We start from the raw sequence: 16,390 nt of genomic DNA, 5'->3' as shown, positions 1-16,390 counted from the left end.
TTCCCCTTTGATCCCTCTTCAGCTTTATTCCTGATCATCTATTCCCCCCTCATTATGGGTCAACCTTCACAAGCATGGCATCGCCTTGGGCAGTGCCACTACAGATGGCAGCGATGCCGTAGCCGCCGCCGCGTCGTCTCAGTTCGTAGAGGAGTGTCATCAGAATTCTCGCTCCGCTTGCTCCAATGGGATGACCTAACGCTATAGCTCCACCATTGACGTTCACCTTGGCTTCGTCCCAACCGATAATCGCACTTCCTGTCAACACAACCGATGCGAAAGCCTCATTGACTTCGAACAAATCGATTACACCGAGCGACAAGCCTGTCTTTCGCAGCAGCTTTTGCACTGCGGCTGCGGCTGCTTTGGCGATATACGGCGCTTCCAGAGCAACCTCGGCATGACCGATTATTGTCGCCAATGGCTGCTTACCCAGTATTTTCACCTGCTCCTCCGACATGACGACAAGCGCTCCAGCGCCATCGTTTACCCCCGGTGCGTTGCCGGCCGTGATCGTGCCATCGCTTTCATACAATGGAGGCAGTCTGGAAAGTGCGTTGCGGTTCGCATCCTGACGAGGAGCCTCATCTGTGGATAGCTGAATCGCCCGGTTTACCTGCTTTTTGCCGTCCGGAGGCTTCACAGGTATAATCTCCTCTTGCAACTTCCCTTCTGACGTGGCCTTCAACGCTCTCCTATGACTGCGCAAAGCCCATTCGTCCTGACGTTCTCGGGTAATGCCGTATTCTTTCGCAGTCAGATTCCCATACTCCGCCATCTGCACCTGATTGAAAGGGCACCTCAATCCATCGTGAAGCATAACATCGATCGCTTCCGCATTGCCCATGCGGTTCCCCCATCTGAATCGGGGTAAAAAATATGCCGCATTGCTCATACTCTCCATCCCGCCTGCGACAGTTACTTCAGCATCTCCCGCTCGAATGATTTGATCCGCCAATGCAACCGCCCTCAAGCCGGAGGCGCAAACTTTATTAATCGTCTCGCTGCTAGCAGTCCAAGGCATTCCCGCATGCCTTGCCGCTTGTCGGGCGGGATTCTGTCCGCTTCCTCCCTGCAGCACCATTCCCATTATGACTTTATCAACGAGATTAGCATCTATTCCGGCACGGCTTATTGCTTCTCGAATCGCGATTCCGCCTAGCGCAATTGCCGACACATCCTTTAGGCAACCGCCTAACTTGCCGAAGGGAGTTCTTGCCGCACTGACGATAACGCTTCTCCTTGTCATATTCTCCAGGCTCCTCTTCGCGGAATGACTCATTTGCGTGAGCTTGATTGCACTGCTCCTAGATTAACTATATGACGCCAATCCCTGTATCATTAGTAGGAACGCCACACTCTCCCCTTTGCTCAGGATGTCTATGATATTAATTTTCATTGATCTGACAATCTATTATCTAAGTCATACTACTTTGAATAGATAGAACTAAATGGGTGTTGAAGCTTGAGGGGAGAGTGGAGACTGACGGAACATGGCCTTAATGGATTGCGCTGTGACGAATATTCTGAACAACGGGAAAAGTATAGGCCCATGCCGCCAGGGCATAGGCCTATACTTGTCATCCATCAGCGCTAGCGTGTTAGCTGTCCCGATTCACCATATAATCCAGCAGGTGATACAAGAAGGTAGATTTGCGAGGCATCTGCCGCAATTCCTCCTCCGCAATGCAGTAATGTTCCCACATTGCCTTTAGAGCTCCCTCAAGTCCCAGCACCGTGACGAACGTTGAGCTTTCGTTCTGGATATCCGCACCGACCGGCTTGCCGAGCATGGATGCATTTCCTTCTGCATCCAGCACGTCATCTTTAATTTGAAATGCGATTCCCGCATGGTAGGCGAAGTTCTTCAGGGACACAATCTCCGCTTCGCCTGCTCTGGCTAGAATCGCGGGCATGACCAACGAGGCTTCAAAGGCTATGCCCGTCTTGTAAAAGCAAATCCGGTTCAATTGTTCCAACGTCAATGCGCGCCCTCTCGCACGCAAATCCATCGCCTGCCCCATGCACATGTCCGCCGCCTTCTGTGACGAATAGTGTATGAGCGAGAGTACATCGTTCGCATTGAACATCGTCAACGAGGACTGCTCCACCATCGCTTTCTGTATGAGGAACAAGCCGGTCAACTCTGCTGTTGCACTGTTATAGACTTGATGCAGCGTAGGACGTCCGCGGCGGGTAGAGGCGTTGTCCTGTGTCGGCAGATCATCAAAAATAAGTGAGGCGGTGTGCATATACTCCAGCGATCTGAGAAGCGGAGCAATGGCCGAAGCGTGCAGACCGTATTCATTGACCGCCATGACCCACGCCAATATCGGTCTGAGGCGCTTGCCAGAGCCCTCCAGACTGTAATTCGCTGTGTCGATTAGCGAATGCTCAGCTTCTGGGATGCCTCGTATTTCTTCTAACAGGAGTTGATCATTTATTTGTCCGCGAATTGCATCAACCGTTTCCAGAAATCTGCTTCTGTCTTCCCGATTTTTTCTTAACACCGCCACCATCTGGTCACGCAGCAGCTTATCGAAAAAATCGACGTTCTCCGCCTTTGCGGCTGCGCGTTCGATCAAGTCCTGCAGGCTTCTGTCTTCAAGCGCGAATACCTGCATCACTTCCTTATACTTCTGTTCGCCCAGCCGATCCCTTCGCCGCTTGAGCCCATTGCAGGCGCGATCCAGAATGATGGAACGTGTCTTGGCATCCGAATCGTACACATGATGAATCAGATAATGGATAACGGCCCAATACAACTCGAACGGATTCAGCAAGTCCGGGCGCTTCGCGTGATAGGTCCAATAATACGTGAATGGCGTCACTGCTTCGGCATCCAAGTCGTCAAATAAATCCGTAAAATCATCCGCGAGCTGATTATAGATGCCATAACAGAAGGTATGCAAATCAAAAGCTTCATCTTCGGTGGCGCCAATGACATGTCGTACAATCAATCTGGAGGAGGAGGACTTTAAAATAACCGGCACATACAGCTCTTCATTCGTTAAATCTCCGTCCGTTAAGCTTCTAATCCGATCTTCATGCTGCGATTGAAAAAAAACATACGTCTGCTCGAAGAACGACTGACGTGCTTCAGGCATACGCTGATACGCCTTCATGTAAAGAAAGGCTTCCGATAGCTCCGAATGGACGAATTGCATCAATTGCCTGTGAGGGCCAGGCCACTCCCCCGTCTCCGGCACTTCGCCTGTTAGCAGTGCTTCGCGAATCATCGCAGAATATTGCGCACCCCCTTCGGGACCGAGAATCCCGGAATCGATCAAATCGTCTATGAATGGATACGTCAATCCGTATGAATAACCTAGCCTGATCGCTTCGTCAAGCCGTCGCGAACGTTCAACTTGATTCCTTCTACCATCCATCTCATCCATAACATGCAGGACGACGCCAGCAATAATCTTGATCAGTTTACGCTGTGCATGCTCCGCATTCATCTCCCTGGGAATGTGCGCGGATACTGCCTTAAGCTTACCGACGACCCAGATGGCGGCATTCTCGACTCCCTCCTTTTGCGCCCATCGATAAAATCCCGCCAAGCTGAAGAAGGAAGGATGCTCTTCCCCACTTGCAGAACTTGTTAGCTGCTTCTTGACGCTGTCGACGACCCGCTGCACACGATCAGACGTATCCGGCGAAGCCAACGACTTCCCCAAATCTCGCATATAAATATAAGAGACGCTTCGATCCAAATAATCGTCCAGCTTCCCTTGTTCAATCATCCATCGTATAAAACGGTCGTAGTGCTTGGAGTCAGGCTTGCGATAGCCTCTGGCAAGCAAAGGCAGCCGGTCGCGCAACTTCCTCCATTGTTGTATGTCTTCCTTCAAGGTAGCTTGATAAGCCCTCTGTTGTACCTGGTCGAATAGGGCCGCAAAATAGCCTGCAGCCTTCTGTTCGGCCTTCTCGTACCAAGCAGCGGCACATTCTATATATCGTTCTCTCATTGGATGGATGACCTCAACTTCTGTAGAATTCAACAATAAATACACCTACTTTTATAGTATAGCATTGCAAGTCCCGTTACAAATGCCATGCCATTAAAGAAGGTGTATTCTTCAATTGCGACCTATTATTCTAGTTTATTCATTCAAATAGGTCATGACCCGATTCTGAATGATCTCGCTGACTGCCTCCGCAGACTTCTGCCCGCTCATGTAAGCCGCGAATTCTTCCATTGCAATGGAAGCCACCTTACTATCGCTTCCCATTCGTTCTCCCTTCTCTTCCAACAACATCTTCACAGCATCGACCTGCTCCTTCTGATGCGCATCGACGGATTCCGAAGCTTGCTGCAGTTCCTCTGCAACAACGCCCTTATGCATTGGAATTCCGATAAACTCCGAGGATGATTGCATCTCTTCCGACAGGAGATACTTCATGAATGCCCATGCTTCAGCTTGTACGGTAGACTGACTATTCAACCCCAGTTCCAAGGATGGCTGGAATCTGCTCCCTCTCCCCTCGTCCTCTAAGGCTGGAACGCGAAGGATAGTTTGATTGAAAGAATCGGCTCCTATCCCTGACAAGCTTCCCATTCGGAACAGCGCTTTATCATAATCATACGTAAAATCCTCTTTCAATACCCCTTCATCATAAAGCGACTTGATATTTTTCATTATTGACCTGAAGCGGTCACTGTCGAAATTAGCTTGTTCGTCCTGCACCAGCCATGAATAATTGCTCGCGATATATTCATAAAGCAATGAATTCGAGAACAAATTAATGAACAGTTGATATTCCGAGCCGGCTTGCTCCTTCAATTGATGAGATATCTCCCTCATCTGCTCCCATGTCCAGGCGCCGTCATCGACTTCTACATAGAACTGATTCATCAGATCCGCATTCCCATATACGACACCGATTGTATAAGAGAACGGCATCGCATACAACGCTCCGTTATGTTCGGAAGCTCCCATTATGTTCTCATAATAATCGCTCCTCTGAAATGAGGCATCACTCGCCATTAGTCCATTCAAGTCGACTAATAATCCCTTGTCGATTAACTTGTCCTCCGGAAGATTATCCATCAGAATAAGATCGGAGCCCTTGCCGGACAAGAGGCTCGTCGTGACGCTCTGGACATACTTCTCCACATCCGCTTGCGATATAGCTTTCATCATCGTGCCGCTGACTTCCGGCAACGCCATATGTTCCTTCAGTACAATATCAATATTGGAATTAGCCTGCTCGAACTGCTGCACAGCAGATTCCAAGAACCGGCTCGTATGCATGACAGCAATCTCGACCGTTGATACGCCATCCTTGGCATTGCCATCTTCCTCACTCCCCTGTCCATTGCCATTATTCGTTCCCGAGCAGGCTGACAGCGTCAACATCGTTGCCAGAGCAAGAGTCCACATTTTCTTCATTTTGCTTCACCTCTATTGGAATCTGATTGGATTGCCGTTCTGCAACGGCTCGCTCATGTCCGAGATTACATCGTCTTGCGGGAACAGCCCGCCAAGCACGACAACTTCGTTTTCATTTTTATCGCCTGTAGTCACATAGGCCTTCTCCGCTGTATACGTATTTCCTAGCGCACTCTTGTGCTCGCGGACGACGAATACATAGCTGCCCTTGCCGTCTTGCCGCAGCAACGACTTCGGAATGACCAAGCCTTGCTCCTTGGCCTGCTTCTGCAAGGATACGAAAGCGCGCTCGCCTCCTGTAATCTCACTATCGGACAAGTCAAGGACAACTGTTCGGGGAGAGCCGACATTGTCGGAATCCCCGCCTGTCAATCCGCTGCCTCCTCCAGACCGATTAGGCGTCGACTGCGCAATGGAGGTAATGGCTCCTTGCAGTTGCCACTCCTTAGCTCCGCTAACAGCCACCTTCACCTTCTCTCCGATCTCCAGAAGCTCCGCTTGCTCTTCGCTGACCTGGAAGGACAACTGATATCCTTCCTCTATCGCGGACAAGGTCAACGCTGACTGCCCTTGTGGAATCGCCACTCCCTCTCTTGCTTGTAGAAGGGAGACCCTTCCATGGAAGGGAGCGGTCAATTCCCGCTGTGCCTTCAGCTCGTCGCGCATCCGTACGAATTGACGCTCTGCGACCTCCATATCCAACGAATCGATCTCAATATCTCGCTTCGCCTTGCGAACCGCCAGCTCGTCTCCGGCTTGACTGGCCGCAACGAATTGCTCCTGCAGTGCTTCCCGCAGCAACTGCCGCTTCTTCAACTGCGCTTCCATATCCAATAGAGCTGCCTCCGCATCATCATTAGAGAACGATATAAGCACCTTGCCCTCCTCGACGATATCACCTTCTTCCACATGCACCTTCCTTACCTTCCATCCGCTCTCGCCCGTCAGCTCCATCTGATGCTTTGCAGATATTGTGCCGCTCCCTTTGATGGTATGGTACAACGCCTTCTGCACCGGCTTCTCGGTCGTGACCTTGGGCAGGTTGAATGATTGCAGCGTATTGCTGAACAAGGTCAGAACCGCCAGCAGAACAAAGAACAACACCAAAGCAATGCTTGCGGCACGCTGCCGATTCATCTGTACATTCATCTCTCTGTCCTCCTTGCTTGCGCCAATCCATATCTCGCATCGCAGCTTATCCCTTCACGCCCGAAAGCTGGATGCCCTCTATAAAATGTCGCTCCGCGACCAAGAACAATAACAGCATCGGCGCCATATAGACCACGGAAGCAGCGAACGACACGCCCAGCAGTTCATCGTGAATTCGCGACAGGAATAGAGATAAGGGCTGCATTCCCGCATCCTGCAAAAAAATGAGCGGCTGTTCCACCATATTCCAATAATCGGCGAACAATAAGACGATAAGCGCGGCGATTCCCGGCTTCACCATAGGCAAAACAATCAACATAAAAATACGCAAGTAACCGGCTCCGTCCATCTTGGCCGCTTCAATGAACGCAAAATGAATATGAAGCATGAACTGGCGTAGAAGAAAGACGCCGAATGCGCTGAAAATGCCCGGTAATAGGATGGAGCTTGGCGTATTCAACAGCTCTAGCTTGTCCGCCATCATATAGTTGGGTACAAGCGTCACTTGAAACGGCATCAGCATCGTCATCAAGTAAATGAAAAACAATTTGTCGCGCCCGGGGAAACGCAATTTGCCAAGCGCAAAAGCCGCAAGCGCCGCTACGACAGTCTGTCCTGCCACAATGGGCAGCGTTAAAGCTGCGGAGTTCCAGAACATGCGCAGAAATACCGGTGTCTCAATCAATACTTTGTGAAATTGTGCGAAGGACACCCAATCCGGAATCCACTTCATATTGACAAACTCGCTAGTGTCGTTCCGTCCCAGCATGTTGTAGTTGGCCATCATTTCACGTTCCGTCATTAAGGAATTAACAACCGTGAACAGTACTGGCACCAGCATGACAAGCGCTGCCGCTATGAGCAATGCGGAGCGCAGCAGAGGACCAGCCGCTTCCTTCCCTCTCATCTCCTCACCTCCGTCACTCCATAAATGAACGGAACTTTCGTTCAATCCGGAACAATCCAACAATTAGCACAAAAATACATGCCGCCATCAACACCGCAGCAGCCGAAAGCTTCTGGATGTCAAGCGACAGGAACATGTTGTTCATATAGTGCTGCAGCATGTATATCCGGTCATGCGGGTAGGCACCTGCAACTAGATATACTTCCCTGAACACTTTGAACGAGCCCAGCACGGACATTAGCACGACCAAAAATGCGGTAGGTGTCAAATAAACGAGCGTTATCCCGAACAGCTTGCGCAATGCGCTTGCCCCTTCCAAATCGGAAATCTCGTAATATTGACCCGGTATGCTCTGCAAGCCGGCCAAAAACAATACGATATTGTACCCGATGTTTTTCCATATATAGATCAGCACAATAATCAGTCCGGCCCATTGAGACTTCATCCAATCGATTCTGCCGAAACCCAGAGAATCAAGCCACGCATTCCACACACCGTTCCAATCGAACAAGATCTGCCACACCATGACGATGGATGCGACGGGCACGACCAGCGGCATAACGTAAGCGGCGCGAAGCCATTGTCGGATGAACACCCGTTGATTCAACAGCAAGGCAGCACCTAACGACAATGCCACTAACAAGGGAACGCTAATGAGCGTAAACCAAAACGTATTTGCAGCGGCTTTCCGAAACGATGCACTCAAGAACAATTCCTTGTAATGGGTTAATGTAACGCCAGCGCCGCCAAGTCGATCCCCGAACGATGTGAAGATGCTCTGACCGAACGGAATCAGATAGAACAGGGAAAAACCGATAAAGCTTGGGGCCAGGAACCATATGGCAACTGCAAACTCCTTGCGCGCCAGACGCTGCTTGAACATGGCGGAACCCTCCTTTCTCCCCGACTGCGCATGTCCAGTGTAGCTTTCATAATTGGCACAGGCTTGGAAATGGTGTGGAAAAAGTGTGGAATCGGACAAGCAGCACTTCATTTTTGCTACAATGAGGAGAAAGGAAAGCATGCAGATGTGGAGGACGGTAATGTGAACTCGCACCGAATCGTCGTTGTAGAAGACGACACACATATACGGGAAATCGTGGAAGCCTACTTGGAGAAAGAAGGCTACCGGACAGTCGGGCTGGCTACTGCGGAGGCAGCTATTGAGCTATGGAGGAATACCCCTCCAGACATGTGGATACTGGATATCATGTTGCCCGGCATGAGCGGACTGGAGCTGTGCAAGCTGATTCGCAAGGAGGCCGAGGTGCCTATTATTATTATCTCTGCCAAGGATGAGGAAGTAGACAGAATTCTCGGTCTGGAGCTAGGTGGAGATGATTACATGACCAAGCCGTTCAGCCCTCGCGAATTGGTAGCCAGGGTGAATCGTCTATTCAAGCGATACGACTCCATCAAGCAGAGTAAAGAAGATCCTACGCCACAGCAGCGGATGCTGGAGAGCGGCCATTTGCGGCTTGTCATGGAGGAACGGCGCGTTTTTTGGTGCGAACGGGAAATCGTTATGACCATTAAGGAATTCAAGCTGCTTGAAGTGCTCGCCGAGCATCCGAACCGAGCGTTTTCCCGGGACGAACTGTTGAGTCTTGTGTGGGGAAGCGATTATTTCGGCAGCGATAGAGCCATCGACGATCTGATCAAGCGGCTGCGCAAAAAAATAATCGACTTGCCGATCGATACCGTGTGGGGCCACGGCTACCGGCTGCGGGATCAAGGAAAGCAGGGACAACGATGAAATTGCTGGTCAGGCTGAATCTATCCATCGGACTGTTAATCGTCTGCATTCTCGCCATCACGGTCGTGCTGATCTATCCGTTGCTGCTCAATACGTTAATTGAAGGTCAACGGAAGGACATGCGTGAGCAGGGAAGCCTGCTTATGGAATTGACGTTGCCCGAGATAGCGGCAATTCCGTTGACGCCGGCCAAGCCAGCACAGCAGCTTCCGCTTCAGAACATCTTATCGGGGAGCAAGATAGAGGCCATTATAACCTCACCCGCCAACCAAGTCCTCTATAGCACGTTGCCGGAGGAGAAAGCTAATGCGTTGCTAGGCAATTCCGGTATACAGGACAAGCAACAGAATGTCTGGCAAGGCGGGGATGGCGATTACATCGTGGAGACAATACCCGCTTCTGCGATTTCCGCCAACGGCGAGGTCATGCCTGCCATCTCACTTACTGTCGCTATGCCGCTAAGTGAGATTAAAGAGATGTGGATAGCCCTGTTCAGGCGCATGCTGCTCATATTGGTAATCGGTGCGGCGCTAACCTTCCTGATCAGCATGTTGATTACGAGGCGTCTTGTCACTCCGCTTACCCGTCTAAGGCAGGAATTAAAGAAAGTAGAAACCCGTCGTTTTTCCGAAGTGAAGCTAATTAAAGCGGATGGTGAAATTGGCGAAGTCGCTCAAAGCGTTAGTCAGTTGGCTGCCGTGCTTGCACAATATGAAAAGAGTCAAAAGCAATTTTTCCAAAATGCATCCCATGAGCTGAAGACGCCGCTCATGTCCATACAAGGTTATGCGGAAGGCATGAAAGACGGGATATTCACGGGGGAAAAGGCAGAAAAAGGGCTGGATATCATCGTCAAGGAATGCGAACGGCTGAAAAGCATCGTCACCGAAATGATTCTTCTCGCCAAGCTGGAAAGTGAAGAAGGGATTTTCCGTACGGAGCCCGTGAAGGTTACCACTCTGATTCAGGAACTGGCGGATCGGCTTCAGCCTTTACTCTTGATGAGGGGGCTAGAGCTGCAGACGGACATTGCTGACAACGTCTCGTCGGCGGGCATCGCCGGAGATCGGGAGAAGCTGCTGCAGGCTCTGCTCAATATTGCCGCCAACTCAGCTCGCTACGCGAAGAGTACGATCTGGGTACGTGCCTGGATTGGGGAACACAACGTTCAGCTAGAAATTGCAGATGACGGAGAAGGAATTGCTGAGTCGTTGCTGCCGAGATTATTCCAACGATTCTCGAAGGGTGCCCACGGCGAGACGGGACTTGGACTGGCGATCTCGCGGGCAATTGTGGAACGAAGCCGAGGACAGATTACGGCGAGCAATCGCAGAGAAGGCGGAGCATCGTTCCTGCTGCGATTTCCCGCCGACAATGCAGGAACAGGCAACTAGCGTGTCAGTTGAATTGCCGCCTTATTCCTGCAGAAGGAGTAGGCGAAGCGCCTGTTCCTTCTGTTGGCTGCTGCGTTATTCCCGGTTCCTGCACAGTATCTGGCGTAGGAACGGGTGAGACTTCCGTGGTGGACGGCTGATCTGGCGTCATGGTCTGTTCATCCTTGCCGGATAACGCCGTCACGATCCCCGCCGCTACCAGCGCGACGCCCACCCCGGCTACGGACAGCAGCAGCGTACCCCTTCGGTTATTGCGAAGCAAGCGAACGAGCGGCGATGACAGCTCCAGCTGAATCTCCTTTAATGCCGCCTTCAGCCGATCTCCGCTTCCATTGAAGCTGTTCTTCCAATTCGCCCTGGACTTCAGAGCGGTTCGGTCATGCTTGGTGAAGTAGCGTTGAAGCGCTGTGCGGTATGCGGGCACAAAGCCTCTGGCTCGCATGAAGTAAGGGCTCGTCTCGGTCCAAAGGATAAATCGGTAAATCGTCTCCTTCTCCGCGCAATGCTCATGCAAAAACTGAAATAAGCCGTCAAAATCGACCAAATCCCATGACGGGCCTTGCAGAAAGGCCGGAATCAGTCCTTCGAACTCGTCTTCGCGCAAGTCTCTTGCCAGCAGGTCTCGTCCAATCTCTTGCAAGCTGCAAGCCTCGTCCTGATCCAATCCGCGAAGAAGCGACTCTCCGCTCTCCTTCAGCACGAACCAAGCGTAGAGTGCCCTCAGCTTCCGCGAAGCCGCCATGCGTCCCGGATCTTGCAGACCTTCATTCCAGCGCCGCAGCCGACCCGAATCGCCCAGAAATTCGGCATTGGCCAGCTCGTGTCTCGTCAATCTGTCGAATGAGATGCCCGCCAGCAGCGTATCGTACACGGCGAGCTCCAGCTCCTTGCCCAGGCCCACTGCGCCAATATCCGCCTTGCTCCCGCCGTGCTTGGCGCCTGCCTCGACTTGCAGCAGCTGCTGAACCAACAGGTCGGCCGCGGCCAGTCTGTGCCGCTCCTTCGCCAGCTTGGCGCCAAGGCTGTGCCGGGCTGTTGCATACAGCTGCTCGTACTGGAAAAGGCGCGGAAAGCTTCGGCCCCATTCCATCAGCAGCCCGATCCAGTTGTGCAGCTGCACTTCCTTCAGCTTCCGGGCCAGATAAGGAAAGAACAGCTTGTCGGCGAACCTCGCCTCCGCCACGACCTTCGAGAAGAAGGCCAGGCCCAGCATCTCGTCGCTCTCAATCACGTCATAGAGACGGGCGACAGCGTCTTCATCCCCGGTCTTGTATGCATTGGTGACAGCCAGCACCATGAATCCGACAAGCTTGTTCTCCATCAGCTTGCCCACGATGCCGTAGTATTGGAGATATAACGATAAAATGTCCTCTTGCGGAATCTCTCCTTGCAGCAGCTTGTCGTAGTGGAGATCGAATCGCGCCAACAGCAAGTCGTGCAGCTGAACCTTGTTCTCCATCGCGCCAGGAGTGCGCAAATAAGGAAGGGATCGACTTAGCAACGAACTGTCAAGCTCACCCAAGCGCTCTTCCCCGTACTCCGCGGCAGCATACAGCTCAGCCAGATCATGATAGGTGGAGGGAGCAAGCGCGCACGTACTGTCCATTCCTTCCAGCATCTGATCCGCAAATGGATGAAAGCCTTCCCATTCGAAGTTACTTTCCACAGCCGACCATGCGTACACAAGGAACGGATAGTGAAGCTTCTCCATATCAATATTCATGATGCGTCCGCTTGTCATATCGAACACGAATTCCTTCTCCGTCTCTCTGTCGCCGGCGCGCAGGCTGCCCGGTTCCACGAACGTCAGATGAATGCCTTTCCGGCTAACAGGCTCTTTGGAATAGGTCATGAACCCCAGTGTCTCGCGATACGCACGGGGCAAGCAGCGATACAAGACGACGAGCAGCCGCTTCGCCTCATGGGACAGCCGGGAGATCGGCACATCCAGCGCGACATAGACCTTCTTCTTCCCGGCCAATGACTGCATCATGGCATGCAGCAGCGCTTTGAACTCCCGCGCCTGGAATCCCAGTGACGCCAGAATGGAGCTGGCCGCTTCATCTTCTATGCCCGGAGCGGCTTGGGGCAGCGCGTCCAGCTCACGAAGCTCCGTCCCGCTCTCGATGGCATACGTATCGACGAATTCCGCCGACAGCCAGCTTCGGTAATCGTTCGCTTGAAGCTCCCCGCCAGGGAGGATGTAATTATGCGTGAAGAAGGTGCTGCGCAAACCGGTGAAATCGGCTCCCTTATAGACGCTTCTGCCCAGCACGACGGTGCCGCCGTCCAGATGAAGCAGATGAAGCGATTCGGGGTAGGCGCTCTCCTCCTTCACCCCATCGGTCGCCAGAGCAGCCGGTGCATCGTAGACGCAGAGCGGATGGAGCACCTTCTTCACAAAGATGGAGTCCAGTCCATCCGACTTGGCAATCGTGTCGTAGCCTTCCGTCGACCGGAATATGCCGCGCCTCTCCCGTGTATACATCTGCTGCTGAATGGCTGTGCGAGGCTTGTTGTCCCTCACTAGTCTCGTCTCCCCTCGATATAATTCAGCTTGTAGAGCAGCCAGATGAACGGCTCGTCCACGCGGATCGGGCTGACGACCGTGTGCAGCTTCTGATCTACGGGGTTGCTGCCGAGCGCCGATACGGCGAAGTAGGCGGTATCCTTGAAGTACACATCCATGGTTCCTTTGAAGGGCCGATCGACCTTCTCAATGAAGCGGCGGATCTCTCCGTCGATGTTCTCATATTCCGATAGATTGAAATGCTCCCGATGGGTCAGATTGTTGAAAATGTTGCTGTTGCTCTTAATATATTCCCCGTCCTCGTCCTTAAGCGAGTGCAGCATGTCGCTCTTGGTGAGCACGACCGCCGTCGGAATATCCGTCTTGCTCTGCTCCTGATAAGCGATGAAATCGCCGAACAGCGTAAGCACCACGTCGCGCGGCTCATCGTACTGCGATACCCACTCCCCGGGCTTATCGCCGTAGTTGATCCGGATTTTGTCTCGGATGGAACGGATCTGGAGCGGGTCGACCAGGAACAGGATGCCTGCGGAGTTCTTAATATGCTGGCCGTGCAGACCCAAGTAGTCCTGCTCTACCATTCCTTCGCCCGCCACATCGAAGAAGACGAGCGTGAGCGGCGGCTTGTCCTCATCCTTGAACACGAATTGGAAAATAAACGGCTCCTGCATCTTCTCCTTCTGCGTGGAGGCCAGCAGGTCGCCGCGCTGGAACAACGGTTCTTCGTAATTGCTACGGAACTTGCGACTGATCTCCGCATTCAGCGGCATGCATGCCGCGTTGAAATGATCCGCGGTCGTCTGCTGCAGCGTATGGATCAGCGCCGTCATATAGACAGACTTGCCGACCTGCGACGCCCCTATAATGGATATAATATTGCTTTGCACCTTGCCTGCCGTAACGGGCAGCTCGTTGTGACACTTCGGACAGAGCCTTCTGCGTGTCAGCTCGCCATAGCGGTCGCGAATGCCGATGAGCACATGCTCCGAATAGACATGCTGCTCCGGCGGCACGTCCCGCGGATCCAGTACAGCCTCCATATCGTAGACAGAATCCAGCCCGAACCGCTCGCGATACTTGTTCAACTCCTCATCTTCGCCCAGCGCGTAATCCTCGTCGTCCTCGCGGGAATGCGTCGCACGGAAGACGACCTGTTCCGGGGCGAATTTGCTGAAGCAGTAAGGGCACACAATATCATAAAATAACGGCTTCGCCTTGCTTTCCGGTTTCTTCTTGAATAGCTTGAATAGGCTCATAGCTGCTCCTTTCTTTGACCTGCGACCGCAGCTTATCTGGCGATCAGCTCATACAATTGTCCATGTGTCCGGCCATCGGTCAAGAACAGCCGAACGTATTCCGACTTGCCGATTTCAATCGGCGGCAGCACATTTCTGCCCGGCGCGAACGGCGCTGCGAAGGGATAGAGAATGCCGTCCTCCCGGTTCGCAGGATAGCTTCCCTGCTTTTTCACATAGCATAATACATCCTGATTGAGCGCCGCTTCGGTATCCACTTCAATCAGCGCCTGCTTGTGCTTGCGGAAGAGCCCGCCCTTCTCCGTTACCGAATAGTATATTTTCGCCCGGCCCGCGTTCAGTTCCGTGCGGTTGTCCCGATCCGGCTGACGAATAAGGAACGCGCCTTCCTGGCTCTCGACGAAAGCATAGACCGTGAAGCGGTACGGACGCGCCCGATCCAGACGGCACGCATAGCCATTGTTGACCTTGTACTCCGATTTCGTATACAGCTTCAGCCTGCCCGTATCCTCATCCCCGCCTTCTCTCCCTTCGAGCGGTAGCATGCTGATATAGACGGCATTTACCGCTGCTGGCCAAATCCATCGCAAGACGCATTGCTCCTCTTCCATCGCATGCGTTAGACCGGTAATCCGGGGAGATTCCTCATCGGCATCTACAAAATGCATCTCACCCACCCCCTTATGCCTGGAATGATGCCTATTCTCTCTAAAATCCGTGGCTGCGACCATTACGACTCCGGCCGCCCCTGCTTCCTCCATCGCTATGCGCCAGCGCATCTGCCCGCCTTTTGTTGCTCGTCTTGCCCTCCCCTACGGGAACGACAAGCGTGAACAGAGCGATGACGGCGGTCATTGCAAGTGCCGCAGCGACCCGGGTCAGACCGTCCTGCAGTGCTCCTCCCGACAAGCCTGCATGCATGATAAGGCCTGCAAGCAATCCGCCGGCCACGCCGCCAATTCCGAAGCTCAGCGCCAGATAGCGGTTGTCGAACAACAGCCCGAGCGATAGCCCGATGGCCGCTCCGATGATGACATACGACAGTATTCTCAGCATCTTATAGATGTCATGCTCTTCAGGGGCGCCAGCGTTTAACGAATGAAGCATCCGATTGTCAATCGTCATATAGATGTTCTGGAACGCAGCCGCTAGCCCATCCGATTGGGCAACGTCATAATAACGGCCGCCGGTCGATTCCGCGATCTCCTCCAGCAGTGCAATTCCTCCGCTGTAGCCGACCTTGAGTCCGATCGCATGGGCCGCGATGCCTCGGCTCTGAAGCTGATTGAGCTGCTCCGCAATACTGGATTCACTGAAGCCGTCGGACAACAGGATGATCATGGAGCCGCGATGCTGATCATCCCTCGCATCTATAATCCCCACCGCTTCTCCCAGCGCCTCGCTGAAATTCGTGCCCTCGTCCGTCGGTTCGATTCCGTCCATAACCGCATAGACGGTCTCCTTCCCTTCCTTCGTCCCCACGCTGATGAACGGCTGCAGCAGCTGGGCTGTATCGGTGAAGGAGATGAGCGCGACGCGCTTGTCCTTCTCCATCTTCGCAATCAATCCCTTCGCCGCTGCATACCGTTCGCCATCCGGGTCCGTCTCCGACATACTGCCGGAATTATCAATGACGAGCACGATATCCTTCACACGCTTCGTCCCTCCGAAGTCAAGGCCGAACACGAACTGGAGCAGTGCTCCGACAGCGAAGAGCAGAACGAATGTAGCAGGAAGCAGCAGCTTCCATGACCAATCCGCATAACGCTGCCGCCAGGAATGTCCGTTCAGTCGCGGCGCCATGAGTTCCGCGATGAGACAGCCTAATCCGATACACAAGGCCAATAGTCCGAAATACAGACCAACAGCCGCATAACTGGGCCACGATTCCGGCAGCGCGAGCATGAGCGCTTCGCCTAGGACGGCGCCGACAGCCGCACCCAACAGTCCGAATGCCAGCAGCAGCATATTCACTTTCCGTTGCATGGGACAGCCTCCTCTC

General features: G+C 52.9%; 12 protein-coding genes. 2 read left to right on the top strand and 10 right to left on the bottom strand.

Annotated elements, in window-relative coordinates; all coding sequences use genetic code 11:
* Nucleotides 1-52: 52 nt before the first annotated feature.
* From ACFQ2I_RS03520 to ACFQ2I_RS03495, 6 genes are all read right to left on the bottom strand, one after another.
* Complete coding sequence (locus ACFQ2I_RS03520) at nucleotides 53-1,249, bottom strand: acetyl-CoA C-acetyltransferase (RefSeq protein ID WP_377562223.1); 1,197 nt, start codon at nucleotides 1,247-1,249, stop codon at nucleotides 53-55.
* A gap of 352 nt (nucleotides 1,250-1,601) precedes the next feature.
* Nucleotides 1,602-3,971, bottom strand: coding sequence for a polyprenyl synthetase family protein (locus tag ACFQ2I_RS03515; protein ID WP_377562222.1), 2,370 nt, complete (start codon nucleotides 3,969-3,971; stop codon nucleotides 1,602-1,604).
* Nucleotides 3,972-4,106: 135 nt separating this feature from the next.
* Nucleotides 4,107-5,396 (bottom strand): ABC transporter substrate-binding protein, encoded by a 1,290-nt coding sequence (locus tag ACFQ2I_RS03510; protein WP_377562221.1) that lies wholly within the window; start codon nucleotides 5,394-5,396, stop codon nucleotides 4,107-4,109.
* A 12-nt stretch (nucleotides 5,397-5,408) separates the two neighbouring features.
* Nucleotides 5,409-6,545 (bottom strand): efflux RND transporter periplasmic adaptor subunit, encoded by a 1,137-nt coding sequence (locus tag ACFQ2I_RS03505; RefSeq protein ID WP_377562219.1) that lies wholly within the window; start codon nucleotides 6,543-6,545, stop codon nucleotides 5,409-5,411.
* A gap of 46 nt (nucleotides 6,546-6,591) precedes the next feature.
* A complete protein-coding gene (locus ACFQ2I_RS03500) occupies nucleotides 6,592-7,452 on the bottom strand; it encodes a carbohydrate ABC transporter permease (protein ID WP_377562218.1) in 861 nt (286 codons plus the stop codon).
* Between the two features lie 13 nt (nucleotides 7,453-7,465).
* Nucleotides 7,466-8,335 carry a carbohydrate ABC transporter permease gene (locus ACFQ2I_RS03495; protein ID WP_377562217.1) on the bottom strand — a complete coding sequence of 290 codons (870 nt, stop codon included), beginning with the start codon at nucleotides 8,333-8,335 and terminating at the stop codon, nucleotides 7,466-7,468.
* 162 nt (nucleotides 8,336-8,497) lie between these two features.
* Between ACFQ2I_RS03495 and ACFQ2I_RS03490 the strand changes: the two genes are divergently transcribed.
* Both ACFQ2I_RS03490 and ACFQ2I_RS03485 read left to right on the top strand, forming a co-directional pair.
* Nucleotides 8,498-9,208 carry a response regulator transcription factor gene (locus tag ACFQ2I_RS03490; protein ID WP_377562215.1) on the top strand — a complete coding sequence of 237 codons (711 nt, stop codon included), beginning with the start codon at nucleotides 8,498-8,500 and terminating at the stop codon, nucleotides 9,206-9,208.
* Entirely contained in the window at nucleotides 9,205-10,602 is a 1,398-nt protein-coding gene (locus ACFQ2I_RS03485; RefSeq protein WP_377562214.1) for a sensor histidine kinase, read from the top strand. The genes ACFQ2I_RS03490 and ACFQ2I_RS03485 overlap by 4 nt, the downstream gene beginning before the upstream one ends.
* A 4-nt stretch (nucleotides 10,603-10,606) precedes the next feature.
* Here the strand turns inward: ACFQ2I_RS03485 and ACFQ2I_RS03480 are convergent, their stop codons facing one another.
* The 4 genes from ACFQ2I_RS03480 to ACFQ2I_RS03465 are packed head-to-tail and all read right to left on the bottom strand — an operon-like array spanning nucleotide 10,607 to nucleotide 16,374.
* Nucleotides 10,607-13,129 (bottom strand): GAP1-N2 domain-containing protein, encoded by a 2,523-nt coding sequence (locus tag ACFQ2I_RS03480; RefSeq protein WP_377562212.1) that lies wholly within the window; start codon nucleotides 13,127-13,129, stop codon nucleotides 10,607-10,609.
* On the bottom strand, nucleotides 13,129-14,388 hold the full coding sequence (locus ACFQ2I_RS03475; protein ID WP_377562211.1) for a TRAFAC clade GTPase domain-containing protein: 1,260 nt from the start codon (nucleotides 14,386-14,388) through the stop codon (nucleotides 13,129-13,131). The genes ACFQ2I_RS03480 and ACFQ2I_RS03475 overlap by 1 nt, the downstream gene beginning before the upstream one ends.
* A 32-nt stretch (nucleotides 14,389-14,420) precedes the next feature.
* A complete protein-coding gene (locus ACFQ2I_RS03470; protein ID WP_377562209.1) occupies nucleotides 14,421-15,056 on the bottom strand; it encodes a beta-mannanase in 636 nt (211 codons plus the stop codon).
* Between the two features lie 40 nt (nucleotides 15,057-15,096).
* A complete protein-coding gene (locus ACFQ2I_RS03465) occupies nucleotides 15,097-16,374 on the bottom strand; it encodes a vWA domain-containing protein (RefSeq protein WP_377562208.1) in 1,278 nt (425 codons plus the stop codon).
* Between the last annotated feature and the right edge of the window lie 16 nt (nucleotides 16,375-16,390).

The sequence above is a fragment of the Paenibacillus chungangensis genome (assembly GCF_042675905.1).
Classification (GTDB): Bacteria; Bacillota; Bacilli; order Paenibacillales; family Paenibacillaceae; genus Pristimantibacillus; species Pristimantibacillus chungangensis.
This window is presented reverse-complemented; position numbering and strand designations above follow the sequence as displayed.

Excerpts from the sequence above, each read along its gene's own strand:
- ACFQ2I_RS03520 (WP_377562223.1), bottom strand. The coding sequence starts at position 1,249 with ATGACAAGGAGAAGCGTTATCGTCAGTGCGGCAAGAACTCCCTTCGGC.
- ACFQ2I_RS03515 (WP_377562222.1), bottom strand. The coding sequence starts at position 3,971 with ATGAGAGAACGATATATAGAATGTGCCGCTGCTTGGTACGAGAAGGCC.
- ACFQ2I_RS03510 (WP_377562221.1), bottom strand. The coding sequence starts at position 5,396 with ATGAAGAAAATGTGGACTCTTGCTCTGGCAACGATGTTGACGCTGTCA.
- ACFQ2I_RS03505 (WP_377562219.1), bottom strand. The coding sequence starts at position 6,545 with ATGAATGTACAGATGAATCGGCAGCGTGCCGCAAGCATTGCTTTGGTG.
- ACFQ2I_RS03500 (WP_377562218.1), bottom strand. The coding sequence starts at position 7,452 with ATGAGAGGGAAGGAAGCGGCTGGTCCTCTGCTGCGCTCCGCATTGCTC.
- ACFQ2I_RS03495 (WP_377562217.1), bottom strand. The coding sequence starts at position 8,335 with ATGTTCAAGCAGCGTCTGGCGCGCAAGGAGTTTGCAGTTGCCATATGG.
- ACFQ2I_RS03485 (WP_377562214.1), top strand. The coding sequence starts at position 9,205 with ATGAAATTGCTGGTCAGGCTGAATCTATCCATCGGACTGTTAATCGTC.
- ACFQ2I_RS03475 (WP_377562211.1), bottom strand. The coding sequence starts at position 14,388 with ATGAGCCTATTCAAGCTATTCAAGAAGAAACCGGAAAGCAAGGCGAAG.
- ACFQ2I_RS03470 (WP_377562209.1), bottom strand. The coding sequence starts at position 15,056 with ATGCATTTTGTAGATGCCGATGAGGAATCTCCCCGGATTACCGGTCTA.
- ACFQ2I_RS03465 (WP_377562208.1), bottom strand. The coding sequence starts at position 16,374 with ATGCAACGGAAAGTGAATATGCTGCTGCTGGCATTCGGACTGTTGGGT.